We start from the raw sequence: 16,951 nt of genomic DNA, 5'->3' as shown, positions 1-16,951 counted from the left end.
GCTTCCTTCTATAGGCTGCCCGGACCCGATGCCGAGGCGGCCAGCTGGTCGCGCAGGGATTTCGGCCGCATGTCCGTCCATGTCCTGTCGATCCAATCGAGCACCTGCTGGCGCGGTGCGCCGTCGGGCCCGCCATGAACGACGCTCCAGCCATTGGGAACGGCCTTGAAGGTCGGCCAGAGCGAATACTGCTCCTCGTCATTGATTAGGGCATAGAAAACGCCGTTCGGGTCATCGAATGGATTTACGGACATCATAGGGCTCCCAAGGTCTTGCGTTCGACTGTTTGTTCGCAGGGCTCGTACCTCGCGTCGGCCGCGATGGCGTCTAGGATGTCGGCGGATCGCATCGCGACATTGGACAGCAGCGACGACGTCAATCCGTGGCTGTGCTGAACGCCGCCATTCAGATAGATGCGCCCGGGTATGGTCGGAAGTTCAAGCGAATAATCCCGGTTCACGAGGGGAATGGGACCATCGAAGGCATTGTCCGCGTCGATACCCGATCCAAGCATGTCCCGCAGGTCGAACGGCTGAAAGCCGGTTGCGAAGACGATGGCGTCGAATTTTAACTGCGAGTGATGTCTGCCGCCGATATCTCGGATGACGGCAGAGACGCCGTCCTCGTTTTCGACGACCTGTTCGACATCGGTCGTCCTGTGTATGTTCAGACGCCTGAATCCGGCGACCGTCTCCTCATATTCCCGCCGATACAGATCATTGATCAGGTTCGCATCGACGGCCGAGTAGTTCGTCGGCAAATGATAGGCAAGCAGCCTCTTCTTAAGTTCAGGCGGCGCCGTATAGAACTCGTCTACCGATGATGGATCGAAGATGCGGTTGACATAGGGCGTATCGTCGGAAGGCGAGTAGCCGAAGCGCCTGAGAGATGCGTGGACCTCGGCATCGCCGCAGGTTTCATGGAGATATGCTACGACTTCGGCAGCACTCTGTCCGGCTCCCACCACGAGAAACCGCATGTTCGGCCTCGACGGCAGTTTCTCTAGGCTCGGAAGAAGGTTGCAATTGTGGAATATCCGCAGACTGGGAACGATGCCCTCCGGCAGAACCGGCCGATAGCCCATCCCGACGACGATATTGCGGGCGTGGATCGTCTCGAGGGGCACATTGATGTCGCCGCTCCGCGCGACCCTCACCGCGAAACGACCGTCGCGCCATTCAATACCCCGCGCTACGACGCCGTAGGAAACCGGGACGGATATCCGGTCGGCGGCCCAGCGAAGGTAGTCATGGAATTCCTTACGGGAGGGGAAAAACGTCTTGAGATTGATGAAGTCGGACAGCCTTTGACTTTCATGAAGGTAATTCACGAAGGTGTAAGGACTTGTGGGGGTTCGCAGGGAAACGAGGTCCTTGAGAAAGCTGATCTGCATGGTGACGTTCGGCAGGAGCATCCCGTCATGCCAGCCGAACTCCGGCTTCGCCTCAACGAAGCGCGACGTCAGCGCCTTCTCGCCGTCCGTGTCCCGGCTACGTTCCTCTATGGCGATCGCAAGGCCCAGATTGGTGGGGCCGAACCCAATTCCGAGGATATCTACCTCGTCAGATACGGGTTCGCTCGATGCTCGACCTCTCGAGTGATCGGATTCGCTGCGCTGATTTATCCTCGGCATGTAAAGCCTCTCTAATGCCTCTGAACTGACTTCCAGGCTGTGCGGCGATGGTGCAAAGCCTGGGAATACTCCCAGCAAGGAATGGGCCTTGGCGATTGTCCAATCTGTGGGGCAGGGGGCGCGTCCGCGTCTCGTCGGCCGCGTGTACCAACCTTTCGGCAGCCTTATAATCAAACGGGACGGTCCCGTCTAGTCATTGTTGAGTGAAATTGTCATATTTTGTGTCGCGATCAGTTTTCGCTTAGCGCCGAAGCCGTTGATGTATGCCGTCGGGGTCAGCACAAGAGCAGCCCTCCCGTCCTTCCGCGAAAGGTGTCTCGGCGGATGGAGGAAACCTCAACGTCTCGATCATGGGGCGATCCTAACAGATAGGATATTGGGCTTGAGTCCTGCCTCGACATCACAGGTTTGAGGAAGAGGTGCTGCGCTTCGAGTTGATGATAAACGTGGTCATGTGAGAACAGCCACAAACATCAATGGAAGGAAGCGCAGCATGAAGTATTTTGCAGGCCTTGACGTCTCGTTGCAAGAGACATCGGTATGTATCGTTGATGAGACCGGTCGGATTTGCCGGGAAATGAAAGTCGTCGGTCACCCGGACGATCTGGTCCTGGCGCTAAAGAAGCTGGGCTGGGAATTTGTCCGCATCGGGCTGGAAGCCGGTCCGATGTCGCAGTGGTTATATAGTGGCCTGGTTGAGGCGGAGCTGCCGACAGTCTGCATCGAAACCCGTCATGCGAAAGCCTTTCTCAAAGCGCAGGTCAACAAGACGGACCGCAACGATGCCCGCGGTATTGCCCAGATGATGCGAGTGAACCTCTTTCGTCCCGTGCACGTCAAGACGCTCACCAGTCAAAACGCCGCGCTCTTCTGACCGCACGTAAGCTGCCCCAGGAGAAGGCGCTCGCGTTTGAGAACGATATTCGTGGGCTGCTGCGTAACTTCGGCCTCAAGGTGGGCATTGCCAGGGTGGGTAAATTCGAAAACCGCATCAATGAACTCTTGGAGGCCATTCTTGATCTCAAGGAGATCATTGCTCCCCTGGATGCCCGCCAAAAACTCCGGGAGGAGTTCTCACGGCTGCACCGGAAGGTCCTCGACATCGCCCGGGATGATGTCACCTGCAAGCGGTTAATGACGACACCCGGAATAGGTCCAGTGATCTCACTCGCCTACATCTGCACCATCGACAGTCCCGCTCGGTTTGTGCACTCACGAGCGGTGGGACCTGCTTTGGGGCTCACACCGGTCATCAATCAATCCGGAGAAAGCAAGAGGGTTGGGCGCGTGTCTGCCAGCGGCGATGCGATGATGCGCAGGCTACTTTACGAGGCGGCACAGGTGTTGCTGACGCGGTTGAAGAAATCGTCCTGGTTGAAGGCCTGGGCGATGAATGTTGCCAAACGCCGCGGTCTTCGAAAGGCCATTGTCGCTCTTGCACGGAGTTCCGGTGGAGCCGCGACAGTGACGTGGCGAAAGCCGCCTTATCGGAAACAACGGGAGATAATAGAGTTCTGCCAGCCGGTGGAGAGATGTCCTTCGCGGACGGTGGACAAGGTGAGTTCGGCCGCAGCCTTGCGCTAACTGCAGCATATCGCAGCCAGAGCGCCTAACAGATTGAACCGCCTTGTTCTTCTAATCCTATGGTGTGAGGCCGATGGGCCGATCCCGGAAAGAAGCGTGGACCGCGAAAGACTGAACGCCCACGGCAGGAAAAATAACTCGAAGTGCTTGACCTCAACACGCCGAATAGAGAAGGCTGCAAAATAGCGCCAATCTTTCACCGATCCTGGCTAGATGGCTGGAAGACGGGCCACTTTAATAGCTGTTCGGCGGCCTTCCCGGCCTACTGGTGGCGATCCGCCTCGGTTCGGCGGAATCTGTGCGAATCAAAAAATCATAAAATGTTAGAATCAAACAATTTTTGTTGAGTCACCCGGCTTACGAATTCTCAGAATTTAAGCGATGCTGCACTTCCTTTCCGGCTTTGAAAAATGGCACCCATTTGTCATCGACAAACACGGTTTCCCCATTTCTCGGGTTGTGCCCGGATCTCGGCGGGCGGTGTCGCACCGAGAAGCTCCCGAACCCACGAAGCTCGACCCTCTTGCCCTGGGAAGCGATATATCAAACCCGGCAAGAACAACGCGGCAGATGCGGAAGCTTTGCGCGAGGCGATAACTTCGATCTTTTTATCGATACTATCCGCGCTTGGGTTTCGGCAATCGCTGTTTCAAGGTCCGTCAGCGCTATTCCGTTCCATCTGCAACGGATCCGGCTTGTCATTTTCGCCGCGAACTTGGGCCGCCGTTCGTCTCGAACTTGCTCTTGCCCCCGAGGGGCGAACAAACGCTGGTGTTATTATCCCAGCAGTTCTAGGCGGACGCCAACCAACCCAAACGTAAGCGGTGAGGAATTATCGAATCGACGGGCTCCTACTGTGGTGGAGTTCGTTCGACGTTATGAAATTGTTGCTGTGACAATCTGCAAGCCTGTCAGTTTGCGGGCGGCAGCCGGATATCGGCCATCAGTCCTTTCGGCATATTGTCGAGCAACTGGAACGTGCCGTTGTGACCTTTCTCAACGATGCCCTTGGTGATCGTCAGGCCGAGGCCGAAACCGCTCCCCATCGCTCCGCCCTGCCGGGATGCATCCGCCTTGAAGAAAGGCTCGAGCACGCGTATTTTCATCTCGTCGGGAAGGCCCGGCCCATTGTCCTTCACTGCGATCCGGACACTGCCGTCGTCCAGGCATTCCAGCGTTATGCAGACCTGATCCGCATAACGGACGGAGTTCGACACCAGGTTGCTCACGGCTCTCGTCAGGCCTTGCGGCTTGCAGATGTACACGACACGTCGCGGACCTTCGAACGTAACGTTGACGCCAGTGTCGGCGAAATCGCTGGCGACGGTCTGGAGGAGGCTCGACAGATCGACTTTGCGGGTGTTTTCGACCTTGTCGTTGAGGAATGAGAGGCTTTCGTCGATCATCGAGCCGAGAGTGGTGACATCTCTCAGCATCAGACCCTTGAGGTCGGAATCTGCCAGCCGTTCGGCTCTCATGCGAAGCCGGGTGAGGGGCGTTCTGAGGTCATGGCTGATGGCGCGCAACAGCCTCGTGCGATCGACGGTCATCTGCTGAATACGGCTGCGCATGGTATTGAGAGAGTTTGCGAGAATTCGGATCTCGCTCGCACCCTCGACCGTGAACGGTTCCGCATAGGTTTCGTTCAGGACCGTTTCTCGCTGGGCCGCCGTCGCGATGCGCTCCAACGGCCGGGTTATCAGCCGGCTGCTGAGATAGGCCATGATCGCCAGGGGAATGATGATCTTCAAAAGCCCGCTGGCAACAGCTGGAGCAAACCAGAGATATTTCGGAAACGCAGGGGCTTCAATCGCAAGCGCGTTGTTGTTGTCGAGCATGACGAGAAGGCTATGGCGGGGACTGGCGTGCGAGAAGATTTCGCCGACCTCCGCGGCAAAGGATTTGTCCAATAGCCTGCGAATGCCCGGTCGAACGTCTGCTTGGATCGGCACGACGGCGGCCGCGTCCGCGAACTGCCTGGGATCGACCCGCCCCATGCGGAGCCCGACTGCTGCCGCATTTGCAAGTGCTGCATCCTCGTCTGCCCGGGAACTGGCTTTTTTGAACTGCTCCAGCACCGTCTCCACGCGACCGGCGAACAAGCCGATCTCGATCCCCTTGTCGTGACGGCCATAGATGAACGGCTCGGTGATCGTCGCGACAGCGGATACGAGAACGACGAGGAGAATGGCAAGCAGGAGTATCTGTATGCGAAGCGACGCAGAACGCAGCGATATCACAATATCCGCTCCACCTTTGCGGCAAACATGTAGCCGCCGAGCCGTACCGTTTTGATGAACGTTGGCTCCTTGAGGTTCGGCTCGATCTTCTGGCGGACCCGACTGATGTGCGCGTCGATGCTGCGCTCGATGGGTCCTGCAGTGCCGGCGTGGGTCATCGAGAGCAGTTGCTCCCGTGTCAGGATCTTGTTGGGATTTTGGCAGAAGGCCAGCAGCAGGTCGAATTCGGCAGTCGTCATCGACACCTGCGCGCCCTCGGCGTCGTGCAGCTGGCGACTGTTTGGATCTATACGCCAGCCGGAAAATGTCAGGGCAGCGAGCCCGCCATCCTGTTCACGCACATAGGAAGCCCGACGCAGTATGCTCTTGATGCGGGCGATGAGTTCGCGCGAGTTAAACGGTTTGGTGACGTAGTCGTCGGCTCCCAGTTCGAGCCCAAGAATGCGATCTATATCCTCTTGAAGCGCCGTCAGCATAATGATCGGGATGGTGCCGGAGGAGCGCAGCCTTCTGCAAATGCTGAAGCCGTCCTCTCCGGGGAGCATCGCATCCAGAACGATCAGGTCGTATTTGTAGCGCGCCAGAAGGCGGTCCATGTCCGCACCGCTATCGGCAGACGTCGCTCTGTAACCATTGGCACAGACGAGTTCGACCAGCATTCCGGCGATTTCCGCATCGTCTTCAACGATGAGGATGTGAGCTTGGTCTTGAAATGTCATCTCGGCGGGCTCCCCGATCTCAGAGGCCAGTCTTATCGCAGTTGCAAGCCGATTGCTGGATTTATCCGCTCCGGTCTTTTTTGCAAGCTCCAGATCATATCCCACCGGACATCCCCGTATCGACAATGATCATCGAGATATAGCAGGCGCGTGCCGCAACCAGGACAAAAAAGGCAATTCCAAGAGTGAGTGTCGCATAGTGGCGCCCACGGGAATACTTCGGCATGCCTTCGATGATCTTCATGAGCGTTATCCTCAGAACCTTCGCAAAAGTCAGAAGGCAAAAGAAGGCTGTCAGAACGAAACCGCTGACCGAGGCAGCGCCAATTATCCACAACATCAAAAGAGAGCCTATCCAGAAGAGGAGTTCGCATTTTACCGCGGCGGCCTGTGCAGGATCCAATCCCTGGGAGAGCCAGGTAAAAGCGGTTCGGCCAGTTGCCAAAGTTTTCAGGCGACCAATGCAAAACATCGGCTCTGCGCTCCCATGACGCGTCATGAAATCCGGGCGATGGCAAGAGAGATCGGAAATACGCACGCTCAGATGTCGATCCTCGCCATGGAACGGCTTTTGAAAAAATGCACCGCTGCTTTGCGCCATCCCGCATAGCCGGGGTTCGCTGCTGCCTGCTTGCGGCCGAACTCCTTGACCTTCTCGGGCTCACGGCCTGACCGCGGCACAGTGAGCGTCTTTATGCGGTTGACGAAGGCGTTGACGTCGAACTGCTTGCCGCTGATCTCGGCGCTGTCGGCCGTGAGCGCCGCATGGAAGAAGACCTCGAGGTTGACGACCGGGATCGTCATGATGTTCCGGACGATATCGATCTGCGGCCGGACTGTGACTGCCAATGCGAACGCATCCGAGCGAAGCGCGTCGAACAGGTCCGGGACTGTCGTGACCGCCACCGCCGGATAGCCCGCTAGCTCTAGCCTGGCGACGATGGTGTTTGCCGCGTTGGCCGGAAGAAAGACGAGAATGGGGCGTCTGTTATTTTTGCTCGCAGGTCCGCTCACGGCAAAGTCTCCTTGCTTGATCGCCTGGAGGCTTCTCCCGGGATCCATCTGTTCGTTGGATTTAGTTCCGTCTTTATTGCCGGGCTGCGGCGGCGGCGGGAGGGAGGTGACCATCCCGGATGGGCCGGGAAAGTCTTGTCTCTGTCCTTCCCGGCCGTCCTGCCTGCGGCTAGAACTTGTAGCTGGCGCCGATCAGGACCTTGCTCTGGGTGGCGCCAAAATCGCCAACGCCGGCGCCGAAATCCTTCTTGCCGAAATCCGAATAGCGATATTCGCCACGAACCAGGATGTTGTCGGTGATGGCGTGTTCGACACCGCCACCCGCAGTCCATCCAATGAGGACGTCGTCTTTCTTGCGTATAGCGGGGATGTCCAGCTTGCCGCTCGTCGCCGCGATGCCGGCAGTTGCGAAGATCAGCGTACGGTCGAGGGCATAACCGATACGGCCACGGCCGGACGCATCCCATTCAAGGTCGGTGTCCTTGTCTTTTGCGAAGTTGTAGTTGAAGTCGTTCTCAATGCCGTAGACGATGCTGCCCGACTGGAAGTTGTAGCCGGCGTGAATGCCTGCGGAGCCGTTGTCCAGATCTTCCTTGGTGCCGAGAACGGTGCTTTGATTCCAGCTATAGCCGCCCTGGGCGCCGATGTAGAAACCTGACCAGTCATAGGCTGGATAAGCAGCAGGCGCTGCCTCCGGAACAACGGAAAGGTCCGCTGCCATTGCGGGTGCTGCCGACGAAATGGCGATAATGGCAAATACGAATGACTTGATGTGCACGGGAATGACTCTCTTTCATGGTGTGGATGCAGAGGCTGACCCCACGACGGGAGGCCGGTTCGCATCGCACTATGCCGGAGAGCAATATTGCGGAGTGTCTTTTTGTATTAAGTTATGTTGCGGAGTAAGTCGCTTGCGTTGAGAGGTGCTCTGAGGATCGTGCAAGCCGCACGAAGCAAAATAGGCGGGCATGCAGGAGGCCTATCGTTATATCGCTCCGGCCTAGAAACAGATGAACCGACGTTAGCTGTCTCCGTTGAGCAGCCAATGAACAATACCGTGATCTAAATGCGCCGTTTAGCTATTGCGGTGCTTGGTTTGCTTCGCTTCTCGCCGTGGAAATCGCGCTCGGAGTTGCTCCCTTTGGTTTTTGGCGGCTGTTTCCCTTTAGCGCCAGAGCCGCTGCCGTCGGTGTCGCCGCCATCTGTGGGGCTGGCCCAGCAAGGCGGCCAGAAACTTGGCGGCGATGTCGCCCGCCAAGAGGCGCTCGGGGTTCTTGGTAAACACCGTGACGTCGCAGATCGGCGCGTCATCGACAGGCCGACGAACCAGCGGAACGGCAGATTGTAATCCATCTGCTCCATGAGCTGACGCTCGGAGCGTATCGTGTAAAAGGCCTGCAGCAACAGGGCACGCAGCAGCTTCTCCGGCGGGATTGACGGGCGGCCGATCGCTGAATACATCGCCTCGAAATCTGGCGACAGAACTTCCAGCGCCTCGTCTACAATGGCGCAGATCGCCCGCAGCGGATGGCTTGTCGGAACGCGGGCTTCGCAGCTCACATAAGAAAACAGACCCGCCGTCTGCATATCACTGCCACGCATGTCCTGCTCCTGCCGACCAGTCACGCAGGCATGGAATCACGGCAGTCCGCTTGTAGCAAGGGCCTTTTTCCGCACACTGTTAGTACTGCAATCCTAAGAGCGCTTTGCAGCGCGTCACGCAAATAACGCGCTATTGGCTTCGGAGCCTTCGTGACGGGCGAGATGGCACACAGCTCCCAGCTCAATATAACGCAACTTAAAACAACACTCCGCAACATGGTTTTGCAACATAGTAGTTCCCGCGACGGCGCACCGCATAGATCGCGCAAAGGCTCACTGAATTGAACGGCTTAACCAAGCACACTTTCGTCGGACGCTCGATCAGCTAGCGACCCAACTGACTGACTAATGGAGTTAGAACCGGGAGATATCTCTTCGCCGCATCATTTACGTCGCAGAGATCAAGGGCTTTAAATTTTCAACCTGGTTATTCCGTCATTGTCGTTAAACTTTTGAGCGGCGACAATCTCGGCGTTTATCTCAACAACTTAGGTGCTTGGGCCTAGGCGTTGATGAGGAGTTATTATGCGATCAATATCCGACACAATAAGGCGGCTGCGACGGTATCAAGCCTCTCTCGTGAGCAGCAAGCCGATGGCTACTACGCTTGAGAAACTTGAGTCGTTTGGAAGCAATCCCGGAGAGCTCCAAGGTTGGTATCAAATGCCGCAGAAGGCTCACGCGGCTCCCGCTCTCGTTGTTGGGCTACATGCTTGCTTACAGACGGCTGCGGACTACGATCGTGGATCGGGATGGTCGGAACTGGCGTGTCGCTACGGCTTTGCTGTTCTCTTCCCCGAGCAGTGCTCTTCCAATAACGCCACACTGTGTTTCAACTGGTTCAATCCGGAGGATGTTACCCGCGACAGCGGGGAAGTCCTCTCGATACGACAAATGATCGCCAGCCTGATTACAAATCATGAGGTTGACGCAGCACGAGTCTATGTGGTTGGACTGTCTGCAGGTGGAGCGATGGCAAATGCCTTGCTCGCAACCTATCCGGAGGTCTTTGCGGGAGGAGCAATAATATCAGGTCTTCCTTATGGTGTGGCATCGACTGTACCCGAGGCATTTGACCGCATGCGGGGCCATGAACTTCCCTCAGCGTTGGCCCTAGAAGGTAGCATTCGCACGGCGTCCTCCCACCAGGGGCCATGGCCGACGTTGTCGGTTTGGCATGGAACTAGCGATGATACAGTTGTAGACGCAAATTCTTTCGCTATCGTCGAACAGTGGCGAAATATCCTTGAGGCCGAAGCGACCACAGCGACAGAGGTGGAAGGTCACCGCCGGCAATCTTGGCTTGACGCGTCCGGGCGGCGCGTCATCGACCACTACCACATTATCGGGATGGGTCACGGGTTCCCGACCGAAACCAAGAGTGGCTACGGTCAGCGCGCGCCACTTATGCTCGAAATGGGAATTTCTGCGACTGTGCACACCGCTTGGAGTTGGGGTCTAATGACATCATTCACTCCACAAACAACAGTCGCTAAAGCAGAGGTTGTTGTCATTCCGCAGGACGGCAGAACGCCGCCTCGTGCATGCGCAATCGTTAATATCTTCAAACGGGCCCTCCGAGCAGTCGGACTAATTGCTTGAAGCAGAGACTGAGAGCCGAAAGTCTCAGCAGTATGCCGTTTTCGATGAGAAGACGTCTGCTCTGCCAGTTTACATTGAAGCTACGCGAAAACTTCTTTCAAATTTTTGACTTGCTGTCTCACGGGCAAGGGATTTCATACATCTGTGATGACTACGGTCTATCTATCTGGCCGAGGTGGCGCTTCTTAATAGGCTGTTTAGCCAATGCGTCTTTCGGTATTTTGACAGGAAAGGTTTAGCATGACAATCATCCCGTCTTAGCCGGATGGCGCGGCTTCAACAGCGAGAATAACTGTAAACATTGGAAAATTAGCGGTCGACGTAAATTGAAACAAGAAAAGACTACGGTTCCAGCCCCCGGACGCTGGCCGGCGGGTGAAGACCCTATCAAGCGTAAGAAAATTCTGGATGGAGCCGATCAAGTCTTCATGCGCCTTGGCTTCGACGCGGCGAGTATGGACGACGTAAGGCGCCAAGCAGGTGTCTCCAAGGGCACGTTGTATGTGTATTTTGATAACAAGGAAGAACTATTTTCCGCAACTATTGAAAGGCAACGAGCCACCTTCATTGCGACCATGCGGATGACTCTCGCCGAACATGGCGACTTGGAGGGCGGCCTCTATGATTTCGGTGTGACCTTTGTAAGACATATAACGGATGAGACAGTGATAACAGCATTGCGGACCGTGCTTGGCGTCCGAGATCGAATGCCATCTCTTTGCACGCGTATATTTAAAGGACCTGAGAACTTACGCAGCGTTCTGCAGGATTTTCTGTTACGGCACTCCAAAGAAGGTGATCTCGAGATCGACGATCTGGAGCTTGCTGCTGGTCAATACCTCGATCTCTGTAGCGGTAGCTTTTTCAAACTCCGTCTATTCGGCACCATGAATGCGCCGCCTGAGGATGTCGAGATCGAGCGCGTGATCAGGGGCGCCGTGAAGACATTCCTCGCAGCTTACGGCTCGAAGCCCACGTAGTGCGGCAAAGCTTTTTTTATTGGATTGTTCAGGGTTCCGCCTGTGGAGCGATGATTAAATGTGACTGGCTGTGGACGACTTGGCGGCGGCGATCAATTGATCCTCAAGCGCTTGCTCCAACTGCTCGAACCCTGGAGTTGCCCCATAAAAACCGGACAGGATCAGATTTCTGTTTGACGGTTAAGAACTCGCGCAGGAATCGATACCCCAATGCTTTGTGCGAGTGAAGCGTGTTTTAGTGCTCGAACCACAATTGCAGTTGGGCGATGACCGTTTCGGCGTCCGGGATGGAATTGACCGAGACACAGTCGCGCTTGAAGATTTTCACGACGGCTTCGGCCATTGCGTTGGCATAATCGGCATTGGATTGGCCAAAAGCGAAATCGAGAGAGGTGGGTCGGTGCTTTTTCGGCGGGAGATTTCAAGCAAGAAGTTAATTGCCTTGCTTTGGGAGGTTGAACTTTTTAAGCGGCAGGCGGTTCAATTCGGCGGTTAAACTTACCAACGATCGATTATTAGTCAAGTTGGACGTTACAACGTTACAACGGGTATTTTACGCCGATCGCCGCGTGCGTAATTGAGCTCCGTTGAAAACTGCGAATGCACCTGTCCGAGCATGCAGAAAAGCGGCCTCATATCCACTGTCGGAAGCTAGCGCATCGGTTCTCAAAGGCTCCGTCACTTGCCACAGGCATTGTCTATCCCTAATGCCGATGCCGTCGTGACGATTGCGGCGTTGCTCGCTACGCTTGCCGCTGCTCGGATACCAGCTCTTTCAAAGTAGGCTTTCGCGCGCCTTTTGAACGCAACGCGCCATCACCGCCGCAACATTTAATAACAAAATAGCATCCAAACTCACAGCTTAAGCTGGTACTTGGTCATCCTCGGCAAGCTCGGTCACCGATCTAGCGCCGAAACCTCCTGTCATGGCCTATTGTGCGGTAATCGGCAGCATATTGGTCATGCTCGCCCGGGGAGGCCTGTCCCATGCCTCCCCGGGCGGGTTTCCAGACCGGCTGCGCCGGCGGTCCGGCGATTTTGGCAGTCGGAGCGCAATGCCGCCGTTGCGTTACGACCGCGTTTTAGACACCAACGGTTTGCTCTTTCGGACCATTCCTTCTTAGGACCACCCATGCACGATGTGACAAAGCCCCTCCGTTTGGCCTTCTTGGCCTGTGCCATTCTATCGCTGGCAGCGTGTACAGAAAAAGAGGGAGAACAAAAGCAGGCTGTAGAACGGCCCCTCGCGGTTTCGATCGTGGAAGCCAAGCCTGAGACCATCCCCGTGATCAGCGAGCTACCGGGTCGGGTATCGCCGATGATCACAGCAGATGTCCGCCCGCGGATTACCGGTCTCGTGCTTCGACGTATCTTCGAGCAAGGGACAAATGTTACAGAAGGTGACCTGCTGTACGTCATAGACCCGGCGCCGTTTCAGGCGAAGGTGGATTCAGCGCAGGCCACGCTCGACGCAGCCCTCGCGGCCCGCAAGCTTGCAGGGCAAAAAGCCGAGAGGCTGACCCAGCTACAGCAGAAAGGTGTTGCCAGCGCTGACGACAGTGAAACTGCCGTAGGACAATTGGCACAAAGCAACGCTGACGTTTCTCGCGCCCAGGCTGACCTTCGATCGGCGCAATTAGAACTGCAGTATACACAAATCAAGGCTCCAATCACCGGCAACATCGGTCGAGCTTTGGTCACGGAGGGTACGTTAGTCAGCCCGACTTCGGATGTCATGGCGACAATCCAGCAAATCGATCCGATTTATGCGGACTTCACACAGCCGGCCGACACGTTAATCCTTCTGCGCAACGCTATCAGGAGCGGCGACCTCAAAGAAGATGCGGCAGGCAGCGTCAGCATTAAGCTGGTGACGGAGCAAGGGCGTACCTATCCGCATGAAGGCAAACTCCTGTTTTCTGAGGTGAGCGTCAACGCGCAGACCGGCCAGCTAATCCTGCGTGGTGAGTTTCCTAACCCAGAGCGAAACCTGCTACCGGGCATGTATGTTCGCTCAAACCTTCAACAAGGCGCTCTCGAAGGAGCGTTCGCCGTTCCCGAGCAGTCCGTCCAGCGCGACACCACCGGAAAGCCGCGGCTATATATCGTGAACGCGCAAGACAAGGTCGAAATCCGCGAGGTGACGCTTGGTTGGATCTTCGAGGGCCGCTGGGTGGTTATCAAGGGACTTTTGGCTGGAGACAAAGTCCTTGTCGAAGGTTTCCAGAAGGTCACCCCCGGGCAGGCGGTTAAGACTGAACCATGGAGCAAGCCATCCAGGGCTGACGCCCCCATAAAAAAGGAGGGCTGATCCGTGCTCGCCGCATTCTTCATCGACCGCCCAGTTTTTGCGTGGGTGCTTTCCATCGGCATCATACTGGCTGGCGCAATTTCACTGACGTTGTTGCCGATCTCACAGTATCCGAATGTAGCGCCGCCGCAGATCACGATCTCCGCAACCTATCCCGGGGCCTCCCCCGAAGACACCTACGAGGGCGTAACACGTTTGGTGGAGGAGGAGCTCAACGGCATTCCCGGTCTTCTTTATTACGAATCCACGTCGAATGCCCAGGGCGGAATTAGCATAACCGTAACATTTGCGCCTGGAACGGCGCCGGAAACAGCAGCGGTTGAGGTCCAGAACCGGGTGCGCCGTGTAGAGGCTCGACTACCGTCCTCCATCGTTCAACAAGGGATCAGCGTGGACACCGCAGGTGGTGGCATTCTGCTTCTGGTCGCCTTGCAATCGAAGAGGGGTACAATGGACGGTATCGCGCTTGGTGACTACATGAGCCGCAACGTCGCCAATGAATTGCGGCGCGTTCCAGGTGTTGGCAAGGTGCAACTGTTTGGAAGTGAGCGCGCGATGAGGGTCTGGCTTGATCCGGACAAGCTACTCGGTCTCAGCTTAACACCAGCCGATGTTACAAATGCCATTCAAGCTCAAAACGCGCAGGTTGCGGCCGGCCGCCTCGGAGCAGCGCCCTCCCAGACGGACAGGCGCGTCACGGGATCCTTGCTCATCAAGGGCCAGTTGACGTCACCGGACGAGTTCGGTCAGATCGTATTGCGCGCTGATACCGACGGCTCCGCGGTACGTTTGCGTGACGTGGCGCGAATTGAAGTTGGCGCCGACAGCTATGCCACCTCGGTGCGGATCGACGGAAAAGCGGCTGCAGGCGCTTCGATTGAGCTTGCACCCGGCGGCAACGCGCTGACCACCGCTACCGCCATCAAAGCGCGGCTGGCGCAGCTGGCGTCCTCGCTTCCCGAAGACATCGAGTATTCGGTACCTTACGACACCACACCGTTCGTCTACATCTCTATTGAACAGGTGCTGATGACGCTTGCCGAGGCGATGGTCCTCGTCTTCCTCGTCATGTTCCTCTTCCTCCAGAATATCCGGTACACCATCATACCTACGATCGTCGTACCAGTCGCGCTTCTTGGTGCATGCGGCGTGATGTACACGCTCGGGTTCTCGATCAATGTGCTGACGATGTTCGGTATGGTTCTTGCGATCGGCATCCTCGTTGATGACGCGATCGTTGTCGTTGAGAATGTCGAGCGGATCATGATGGAGGAGGGGCTCCACCCAAGGGAAGCAACGAAGAAGGCGATGACTCAAATTACCGGGGCCGTGATTGGGATTACCTTGGTGTTGACTGCTGTCTTCGTGCCTATGGCCTTTTTTCCAGGCGCCGTTGGCGTAATCTACAAGCAGTTCTCGCTGACGATGGTATCGTCGATCCTCTTTTCGGCTTTCCTGGCCCTGACGCTTACGCCAGCGCTTTGTGCGACGTTTCTAAAGCCTGTCCAGAAGGGCGAAGCTCATATCAAGAAAGGCTTCTTCGGTTGGTTTAATCGTGCTTTCGACAGAGGCTCCAACAAATATAGCGGTTGGGTCGCGGGCCTGCTCAGACGGTCGGGTAGTACCATGCTGATTTATCTCGCCGTCGCCGCTGCGACCGCCTGGATGTTCCTGCAACTGCCGTCTTCCTTCCTGCCGGATGAAGATCAGGGCACGCTGCTGGCCCAGATCCAGGGGCCGGCAGATGCTACGGCTGAGCGAACACTCGGCTCCATCAAGCTGATGGAGAAGGTTGTGACGTCCGAACCATCCGTGGACCGCGTGGTCGCAATTAGCGGCTTCAGCTTCTCCGGGTCGGGCGAGAATGCCGGACTGTCTTTCATCACCCTGAGAGACTGGAGCGAGAGGACCGCGGAGCAGTCGGCACAGGCTCTATCGGCCAAGTTCAATTCCGGATTTCGGGCCATTATGGACTCGACAGCCTATGCAATGTCACCGCCAGCTATTTCGGGTCTTGGCACATCGAATGGATTTGCGTTCCGCCTTCAAGATCGTGGCAACCAGGGGACTGAAGCTTTGAATGCCGCGCGTGACCAATTCATGGCGGAAGCAGCCAAGAGCCAGATCCTCGCTGGCGTCATGGTCGAGGGCCTCGCCGATGCGCCGCAAACCGTACTGACTATCGATCGCGAGAAGGCAAACACCTATGGCGTCACATTCGCCGATATCAACCAGACGATCAGCACTAGTCTCGGCTCGTCCTATGTCAATGACTTCCCCAACGCGGGACGCATGCAGAGGGTCACCGTGCAGGCCGATGCGAACAAACGCAGCACGATCTTCGATGTGATGAAGTTGACGGTGAGAAATTCAAATGGAGGTATGGTGCCAATCTCAGCTTTTGCAAGCTACGCCTTTACGAGAGGCACGACGCAGATCGTCGGATACAACGGTTTCCCGGCCGTCCGTCTCAGTGGACAGGCGGCTGCAGGCTTTTCCTCCGGTGAAGCTATCACCGAGGTCGAACGGATTGCCAATACCCTGCCGCCGGGCTTCGGCTATGAGTGGAGTGGCCAGTCACTGCAGGAAATCCAATCCGGCTCTCAGGTCCCGATGTTGCTGGGCCTGTCCGTCATTCTGGTATTCCTTTGCCTTGCGGCGCTGTACGAAAGCTGGGCAATTCCGCTTTCGGTACTGCTTGTCATCCCGCTCGGCGTCATTGGCGCGGTCGGTGCGGTAATGCTGCGCGACATGCCGAACGACATCTACTTCAAGGTCGGCCTAATCACCATCATGGGGCTTTCCGCCAAGAACGCCATCCTGATCATCGAGTTCGCGAAGGATCTTCGGGCCAAGGGAAAGTCGACGTTCGACGCGGCAATAGAGGCGGCACATCTTCGTTTCCGGCCAATCCTGATGACCTCACTCGCCTTCGCTCTGGGGGTAGTGCCCTTGGCCATTGCCACAGGCGCGGGCTCCGGCAGCCAAGCTGCAATTGGGACCGGCGTCCTTGGCGGCATGATCTCCGCCACTGTCCTAGCAATCTTTTTCGTTCCGGTCTTTTTTGCCTTCGTCATGAAGTTCAGCAAGGATCCTTCTAAGCATCAATCGGACGAGGCGCCACAGATTGCTGATAAGTGAGTGTCTGATATGGAGACAGGCACACGACTTTGCGGGCGGATGCCCTTCATAAATAGGCTTGAGCGGTCTTCAATGATGCCACGCTACAGCCGGAGATTGGGGAAACGGATCGCTTCGGCAATAAT

The 16,951-nt window shown here is 56.5% G+C and carries 11 protein-coding genes and 4 pseudogenes; 5 read left to right on the top strand and 10 right to left on the bottom strand.

Annotated features, from left to right (window positions below):
- Positions 1-8: 8 nt before the first annotated feature.
- Both J5278_RS30205 and J5278_RS30200 read right to left on the bottom strand, forming a co-directional pair.
- Positions 9-254 carry an MbtH family NRPS accessory protein gene (locus tag J5278_RS30205; protein ID WP_209188259.1) on the bottom strand — a complete coding sequence of 82 codons (246 nt, stop codon included), beginning with the start codon at positions 252-254 and terminating at the stop codon, positions 9-11.
- The gene (locus J5278_RS30200) at positions 254-1,633 is read right to left on the bottom strand and encodes a lysine N(6)-hydroxylase/L-ornithine N(5)-oxygenase family protein (protein WP_209186695.1); all 1,380 of its coding nucleotides are present in this window, start codon (positions 1,631-1,633) and stop codon (positions 254-256) included. The genes J5278_RS30205 and J5278_RS30200 overlap by 1 nt, the downstream gene beginning before the upstream one ends.
- 493 nt (positions 1,634-2,126) lie before the next feature.
- Here J5278_RS30200 and J5278_RS30195 point away from each other — a divergent pair.
- Positions 2,127-3,217: pseudogene (locus J5278_RS30195) on the top strand (IS110 family transposase).
- A 357-nt stretch (positions 3,218-3,574) separates the two neighbouring features.
- Here J5278_RS30195 and J5278_RS30190 read toward each other — a convergent pair.
- From J5278_RS30190 to J5278_RS30160, 7 genes and pseudogenes are all read right to left on the bottom strand, one after another.
- A pseudogene (locus J5278_RS30190) lies at positions 3,575-3,745 on the bottom strand (HU family DNA-binding protein); the annotation flags it as partial.
- 383 nt (positions 3,746-4,128) lie between these two features.
- Positions 4,129-5,457, bottom strand: coding sequence for a HAMP domain-containing sensor histidine kinase (locus tag J5278_RS30185; RefSeq protein WP_209188260.1), 1,329 nt, complete (start codon positions 5,455-5,457; stop codon positions 4,129-4,131).
- Positions 5,454-6,176: a response regulator gene (locus J5278_RS30180; RefSeq protein ID WP_209186765.1), complete on the bottom strand. Its 723-nt coding sequence runs from the start codon at positions 6,174-6,176 to the stop codon at positions 5,454-5,456. Before J5278_RS30180 ends, J5278_RS30185 begins: the two co-directional genes overlap by 4 nt.
- Before the next feature lie 94 nt (positions 6,177-6,270).
- On the bottom strand, positions 6,271-6,777 hold the full coding sequence (locus J5278_RS30175; RefSeq protein ID WP_209186766.1) for a hypothetical protein: 507 nt from the start codon (positions 6,775-6,777) through the stop codon (positions 6,271-6,273).
- The gene (locus J5278_RS30170) at positions 6,717-7,190 is read right to left on the bottom strand and encodes a hypothetical protein (RefSeq protein WP_133255641.1); all 474 of its coding nucleotides are present in this window, start codon (positions 7,188-7,190) and stop codon (positions 6,717-6,719) included. Before J5278_RS30170 ends, J5278_RS30175 begins: the two co-directional genes overlap by 61 nt.
- Positions 7,191-7,359: 169 nt before the next feature.
- A complete protein-coding gene (locus J5278_RS30165; protein ID WP_209186767.1) occupies positions 7,360-7,968 on the bottom strand; it encodes an outer membrane protein in 609 nt (202 codons plus the stop codon).
- 429 nt (positions 7,969-8,397) lie between these two features.
- Positions 8,398-8,792: pseudogene (locus tag J5278_RS30160) on the bottom strand (transposase); the annotation flags it as partial.
- A 525-nt stretch (positions 8,793-9,317) separates the two neighbouring features.
- Here J5278_RS30160 and J5278_RS30155 point away from each other — a divergent pair.
- Both J5278_RS30155 and J5278_RS30150 read left to right on the top strand, forming a co-directional pair.
- Complete coding sequence (locus tag J5278_RS30155; protein WP_209186768.1) at positions 9,318-10,394, top strand: PHB depolymerase family esterase; 1,077 nt, start codon at positions 9,318-9,320, stop codon at positions 10,392-10,394.
- A gap of 326 nt (positions 10,395-10,720) precedes the next feature.
- On the top strand, positions 10,721-11,374 hold the full coding sequence (locus tag J5278_RS30150) for a TetR/AcrR family transcriptional regulator (protein ID WP_247749470.1): 654 nt from the start codon (positions 10,721-10,723) through the stop codon (positions 11,372-11,374).
- 163 nt (positions 11,375-11,537) lie between these two features.
- Here the strand turns inward: J5278_RS30150 and J5278_RS31445 are convergent.
- Positions 11,538-11,726: pseudogene (locus J5278_RS31445) on the bottom strand (integrase core domain-containing protein); the annotation flags it as partial.
- Between the two features lie 780 nt (positions 11,727-12,506).
- On the opposite strand from J5278_RS31445, the gene J5278_RS30140 reads away from it, so the two are divergent.
- Positions 12,507-13,685 (top strand): efflux RND transporter periplasmic adaptor subunit, encoded by a 1,179-nt coding sequence (locus tag J5278_RS30140; RefSeq protein ID WP_209186770.1) that lies wholly within the window; start codon positions 12,507-12,509, stop codon positions 13,683-13,685.
- Between the two features lie 3 nt (positions 13,686-13,688).
- A complete protein-coding gene (locus J5278_RS30135; RefSeq protein WP_209186771.1) occupies positions 13,689-16,826 on the top strand; it encodes an efflux RND transporter permease subunit in 3,138 nt (1,045 codons plus the stop codon).
- The last annotated feature ends 125 nt before the right edge of the window (positions 16,827-16,951 follow it).

The sequence above is a fragment of the Rhizobium sp. B21/90 genome (assembly GCF_019355815.1).
Classification (GTDB): Bacteria; Pseudomonadota; Alphaproteobacteria; order Rhizobiales; family Rhizobiaceae; genus Rhizobium; species Rhizobium rhododendri.
This window is presented reverse-complemented; position numbering and strand designations above follow the sequence as displayed.

Excerpts from the sequence above, each read along its gene's own strand:
- J5278_RS30205 (WP_209188259.1), bottom strand. The coding sequence starts at position 254 with ATGTCCGTAAATCCATTCGATGACCCGAACGGCGTTTTCTATGCCCTA.
- J5278_RS30200 (WP_209186695.1), bottom strand. The coding sequence starts at position 1,633 with ATGCCGAGGATAAATCAGCGCAGCGAATCCGATCACTCGAGAGGTCGA.
- J5278_RS30180 (WP_209186765.1), bottom strand. The coding sequence starts at position 6,176 with ATGACATTTCAAGACCAAGCTCACATCCTCATCGTTGAAGACGATGCG.
- J5278_RS30175 (WP_209186766.1), bottom strand. The coding sequence starts at position 6,777 with ATGGCGCAAAGCAGCGGTGCATTTTTTCAAAAGCCGTTCCATGGCGAG.
- J5278_RS30155 (WP_209186768.1), top strand. The coding sequence starts at position 9,318 with ATGCGATCAATATCCGACACAATAAGGCGGCTGCGACGGTATCAAGCC.
- J5278_RS30140 (WP_209186770.1), top strand. The coding sequence starts at position 12,507 with ATGCACGATGTGACAAAGCCCCTCCGTTTGGCCTTCTTGGCCTGTGCC.